The organism is Myroides sp. C6-3, from assembly GCF_050522425.1.
Taxonomy (GTDB): domain Bacteria; phylum Bacteroidota; class Bacteroidia; order Flavobacteriales; family Flavobacteriaceae; genus Flavobacterium.
This window is the reverse complement of sequence record NZ_JBMVQP010000063.1, coordinates 1-6492: the sequence shown is the minus strand read 5'-3', so window position 1 is coordinate 6492 and position 6492 is coordinate 1. Positions and strand designations below refer to the sequence as shown.

1 protein-coding gene is annotated in these 6492 nt (G+C 39.7%); it reads left to right on the top strand.

What is annotated here, in order from left to right; genetic code table 11:
• The first annotated feature begins 430 nt into the window (after positions 1 to 430).
• Positions 431 to 6442, top strand: a complete 6012-nt coding sequence (locus tag ACPDG9_RS15585; RefSeq protein ID WP_430528628.1) for a fibronectin type III domain-containing protein — start codon at positions 431 to 433, stop codon at positions 6440 to 6442.
• The last annotated feature ends 50 nt before the right edge of the window (positions 6443 to 6492 follow it).

The following is a 6492-nucleotide window of genomic DNA, read 5'->3' as shown; positions in this document are numbered from 1 at the left end:
AAATTGATTGTCAGTCGAATTGTTCAGAAGAAGAGCACGCAATCAACAGACGAAGTGAATTCGTAATAATCAAATAAGTTAGTTTTAAGTATTAAGTTTAGTATAGTTCTAAAAAGTCCTCATCCGATCGTCGGGTGGGGGCTTTTTTATTTTAGGTGCTGAAAATGAAGAATTAACAAGGAAATTCCAGAATCATGCGAATTTGTGAAAAAAAACAGATTGTAAGTTATTTAGGTTTTCTTTTTAGTAAAGAGTTTTTTTTAACTTAATAAATAAAGAATAGTTTTAAATTTTTTTTTATGTCTTGGTTGAATGATAACAAAAACCCTTTGTCTGTAAGGGTTTAGCAATAGTGCAGTCCGTCGTTTTGTTAATCTTTGTATAAAAAAATTTTATATTTGGACTGAACTAACTTAAAAACTTAATACGTATGAAAAGAATCACAGTGCTATTCTTCTTCTTACTAAGTATCTTTTTTACTTATGGACAGGAGGTTACGATTGGCACCGGGACAGAGACAGACAGGCGTCCTCTAAGCAATTATTTTGGCTTTGAGCGCTCTGCTGCTTTGTATACCGCGGAAGAAATTGGGCAGCAGGGTTTCATCAATAAACTTGCATGGGATGTTGGTGTAACGAATATGGCTAGACCCATTAAGATCTATTTAAAAGAGGTGGAATCAGCTGCACTTTCTGCTGCTTCTTGGTCTACTTTTATCGATGGTGCCGTCGTTGTTTACGATGGAATGTTCACACCAAGTAGTGTTGGATTTAATACGATTAATTTTGACTCTTCCTTTAACTATACAGGCGGAACAAAAAATTTATTAGTATTAGTTGAAGCTAATTTTGGTGGTGGTGGAACTACAGTGGATGGTAGTAATGGCTTGAAAATTAAGGCTACAGAAAAAACGAATATGCATTATGCTATCCACAAGGACACAGATGTGCCTACGGATAATTTAAGTGCTGAACCGAAAAGACCAAATATTAAAGTGACTTTTGGTAGTCAAATTACTTGTTTTTCGATTGGTGGTACAATTGCAAATACTACCGCTACAAGTGTTGGTTTTACGATAACAGAAAGAGAGACAACTGAATCAATTTTCTATGAAGTGAGAACTTCGGGTGAAGGAGGATCAGGAGAAACAGGACTAGTTGCTTCGGGTACAGTTACAGACATAACAACTTCCCCAATTGTAATTGATGGACTAACGCAAACTACGACTTATAGCTTATACGTTCGCGCTAATTGTGGAGGAGAGAGTGTATCTTATTTCTCTTTAGTAGGGACGTTTAGAACACAGCAGATAGGAGCCTCTTTGCCTTTTACTGAAAACTTTGAAGGAACAATAAATTGGACCTTGAGTACGGGGGTAGCGAATAATTGGTTTGTCGGAACGGATGCGAATAATGGGGGTACAAAATCACTGTATATCAGTGAGAATAATGGAACTACTAATACGTATAACGTAAGCGGTGGCGAGACAGTTGCTCATGCTTATCGCAACATTGTACTGCCAGAAGAAATAGAGCATCTATCTGTTGGTTTTGACTGGCGTTGTGTAGGAGAGGGAAGTACGATGAAATACGATTATTTTAGAGTTTGGCTCGTGCCAGTTTCTTTTACTCCAACGATGGATACTCAAATTACGGCTGCAGATGACCGTATTAAATTGGGGGGAGAATTTAATTTGAATCCCGACTTTAAGAGAGAAAATTTTGAAGTTGATGTGACAGCTCTGGCTGGACAAGAAATACGTCTGGTTTTCGAATGGCGTCAAGATGGAAGTGGTGGTGCACAACCACCAGCAGCAATTGACAATATTGCTGTTTCTCTTGTTACGTGTTCAGCACCAACTGCTATCATAGAAGAAGCTACAACTGCTACAACTGCTACGGTGGCTTGGACTGCAGCAGCTGATCAAGAGACGTATGAAATATACTATAGTACATCTGGAGAAATGCCAGGAGATACGATAACAGGATCAGTTGTAACTACACAAAATCCGTATACTATTGAAGGGTTAACTCCTAGTACGCTTTATACAATCTGGATCCGAACAAGCTGTAACGAGACAGATAAAAGTGCTTGGAACTCTGGAACGGTTAGAACAAAACAGATTCCTGCAACATTGCCTTTTGACGAAAAATTTGAGGATGTATCCGATTGGAGTGCTGCAAGTAATACCATCAACAAATGGTTTATCGGTACTGCTGTACAAAATGGCGGAACAAAATCACTCTATGTTACATCGGATGAAGGGGAGACTAACTCCTATGATGTTGCTAAAGCAACTGTCGCTCACGCCTATAGAGATATTGAGATTCCTACTGGAACACAAGAAGTTTCAGTCGGTTTTGATTGGCGTTGTGTGGGAGAAAGAAATGCAACAAGTGTTTATGACTATTTTAGAGTCTGGATTGTGCCTACTACATTTGTACCAACACCAGGTACACAAATTAGCACGGCTACAGATCGAATTCAATTGGGAGGAGATTACAATGCAAATGAAACGTTTACTCGTGAACTTATCGAACAGAATGTCGCGGCATTTGCTGGACAAACGATGCGTTTAGTATTTGAATGGCGCCAAGATGGAAGTGGAGGAGCACAGCCTCCTGCTGCAATTGATAATGTGATGATTGATGTAGTCACTTGTTCTATACCAACGAACCTGCAAGCGACCGCAACAACATCTTCAAGCGCAACAATTGAGTGGACTGCTGTAACAGACCAAGACACGTATGAAGTATATTATTCAACAACGAATACTACACCCGGAGAAACAGTAACAGGAGCTGTAACAACAACTGATAATCCTCATACAATCACAGGATTAGATCCGAGTACAACCTATTATGTATGGATTCGTACAGTTTGTAGTCCTACTGATAAAAGTTTCTGGAAACAACTGTCTTTTGAAACACAACAAGTACCTATTACTTTGCCGTATGTAGAAGATTTTGAAGGAGACTTTAACTGGAATACGGGTACGAATTCCGTTAATAAATGGGTTGTTGGAACTGCCGCACATAACGGTGGTACAAAATCAATGTATATCACTAAAGACAATGGAGTAACTAATAGTTATGAAATTACGGCTTCAACAGTAGCACATACGTATCGCGATATTGAGATTCCGACAGAAACAACAGAAATTGCGGTTGATTTTGACTGGCGTTGTGTTGGTGAAGGTAGTTCTACAAGATACGATTACTTTCGCGTTTGGCTAGTTCCTGTTGATTTTGTTCCTACAAGTGGTACGCAAATAACAGCAGCCACAAATAGAATTCAATTAGGCGAAGAACACAATCAGCAAGAGACTTTTACTCGTGCGAACTATGTACAAAATGTAACGGTATTCGCAGGACAAACGATGCGTTTAGTATTTGAATGGCGCCAAGATGGTGGTGGGGGTGATCAGCCACCTGCGGCTATTGACAATTTAAATATAGCGGTGATCACGTGTTCTGCTCCTGAAGCGATCCAAATAAATGGCGTAACAGCTACTTCAGCAGCAATTGCTTGGACAGCCATAGTAGGACAGGATACCTATGAAGTGTACTATTCAACAACGAATACTACACCGGGAGAAACAGTAACAGGTTCTGTTACGACAACGGAAAACCCATATACAATTCAAGGCTTATCAGCTGCAACAGAATATTTTGTTTGGGTTCGAACAGTTTGTAGTCCTACTGATAAGAGTTTTTGGACTCCAGTCTCTTTCTTAACAGGCCAAATTCCAGCGGAACTTCCTTTTGAAGAAGATTTTGAAGGAGAAAACAATTGGGGATTAAGTAGTAATGCAATCAATAAATGGGTTGTAGGTACTGCAGTGAATAACGGTGGAACGAAGGCGTTATATGTAACAAAAGACGAAGGCGCTACTAATAGTTATGACAATACAAAAGCAACAGTAGCACATGCATACCGTGACATCAACATACCAGCGGATGCTATTGAAGGTAGTCTGAGCTTTGATTGGAGAGCAGTAGGTGAAGGGATATCAACGCCATTTGATTATATAAAGGTTTGGTTAGTGACTAATAGCTTTAGACCAATTCCTGGTGCGCTAATTACGGCAGCAGCTGATCGCATTCAAATTGGAACAGCACACAATCAACAAGAAGAGTTTTCAACGGAGTTAGAATCGGTTGATCTGAGACCTTTTGCTGGTAGTACAGCTCGATTAGTTTTTGAATGGAGAAATGATGGTGGCAGTGGAGATGATCCTGCGGGTGCTGTAGATAATGTGAAATTGAATGTTGAATCGTGTCCTTCTGTAACGGGATTATCTGCTTGTGTGGGTGCGGATCGCATCAACTACGGATGGGATTCTCAAGAGGGAATGACCCGTTGGGAAATCGCTTTCCAAACGACAGATGGTGAGGCACCTGATCCAGCGAATATTCAACTTGTGGATGAACCTAATTATTCTGCCACAGGATTAACCGTAGATACAACGTACTACTTCTTTGTGCGCAATAGTTGTGAAAATGGGGTATATAGTATGTGGAAAAAACTTACAACTAAAACAAGTAGCACCAGTATCTTAGATGCGGAACCGTTCTGTGCGGGACCTGAAGGAATTATTTTCCCGAATACAAATAAAGAAAACTCAGAGGTAAAATTCCCATTAGGCAATGGACTTCGAATCGCTTGTTTAGGGACAGTTCCTTATCCTGTATGGTATTTCTTAAAGGTAGATCGAGATGGTGATTTAATATTTGATATCGTACAAAATTCTGAATTTGATGCGAATGGAGATCCTATTGGAGACAGATTAGACGTGGATTTTGTAGCCTTCGGACCTTTTGATTCCTTAGATCAAGCGTGTGCGGAATCGGTTCTTGGACCATGCCCAGACGGAGGATGTCCAAGCAATACAAATCCAGCTACAGGACCTTATCCAATCGGAAACGTTGTCGACTGTAATTACTCAAGTGATGCAGTTGAAACATTGACTATTCGCAATGCTGTACGCGGTCAGATTTATGCCGTTTTGATTACGAATTTTAATGGTAACCCTGGATTTATTAAATTAGTTCAAAAGAACGTTGAAGAGAATGATGCAGGAACAACAGATTGTAAATTCTTATGTGAGGTTGACCTAGGTCCGGATCAATACCTATGTCCAGGTACTGGATCGTTTGAGATTAAGGCAGATATTTCTACCGCTGGTTCAACCGAAGATATGGAATACACTTGGTTTAAAGATGGTGAAATGATGGATCCAGCAGTCTTTAATACCAATCGTTTAACAGTAACTGAAACAGGAACTTACCGCGTTCGCGTAGAAAAAGATTTCTGTGAGGAAAATCCGGAGGACGAGGTGTTTATTCAGTTCTATGAACATGTAGAGGTTCGTATACCAAAGACCATGGAACTATGTGACCTGGATAATGTAGGTTATGCTGATTTCGAAGTAAAAGCCGTGGTAGAGCAAGCGATTGCTGCGCACGCTGAGGCAGAAACATTGCTTCATGCATACTATTTAACATTGGAAGATGCACAAACAGGAACCAATGCTATTGAAATTGATGAGCTTTATCGTTCACCAGGAAATGGGGAAATCTATATTGCTATTTCTCGTGTTAAAAATCCAAAATGTGTGACGATATATGGAATAAGTTTGAACATTAAGCCAACAGCATATTTCAATGCAGATTTTGATTACGAAGCTCCAATTTGTATTAACAATATCGATGAATTGCCGATTGTACCAGGGCCAGAATTCACATTAGGAGGGGCGTTTAGTTATAAAGCTACGAGCGATCTTGATGGAAAACCAATGAATGGTGGTTTATCGTTAAACGCAGAAACAGGAACAATTAATGTTGCAAAAAGTAAACCTGGAATTTACGAAGTGACGTACTACTACGATGTTCCTATGGGAATGTGTGGGGAACCTGTGAGTCACACGGTTGCCATTACAATTTTTGATCGTTTTGAGATCGAGTTTGAAGGGGATTGTTACGATGGGAAATATTACTTGAGAGTAAGTGATGTTTTAGGTAATATCAATATGGACAAGGCTACCTATACATGGAGCGGTCCTGGTGGATTTACCGGAGATACAAGAGAGGTATCTGTGCCTGGAGCAGGAGAATACACCGTTTCTTTCCAAACACAAGACGGCTGTTTTGAAGAACTAACGATTAAGTTAGAGGAAGAACAAGTAAATTGCCTCATCACTAAAGGTATTTCACCGAATGGCGATGGATTAAATGATTATTTCGACCTTGCGAATTACGATGTGAAGAGTTTGAAAATATTTAACCGTAACGGTGGAGAAGTTTACGCTCATGGAACAGGTTACACCGTAGAGTGGATGGGTCAAGATAAATCAGGGAATACGCTTCCAGTAGGAACTTATTTCTATGTGATTGAAACAGATCAAACAACAATTACAGGTTGGGTACAACTTAATTATTAAAACAAGCAATCAACGGTGTGTTGCCACACCGTTGATTCTCTATAAAAAAG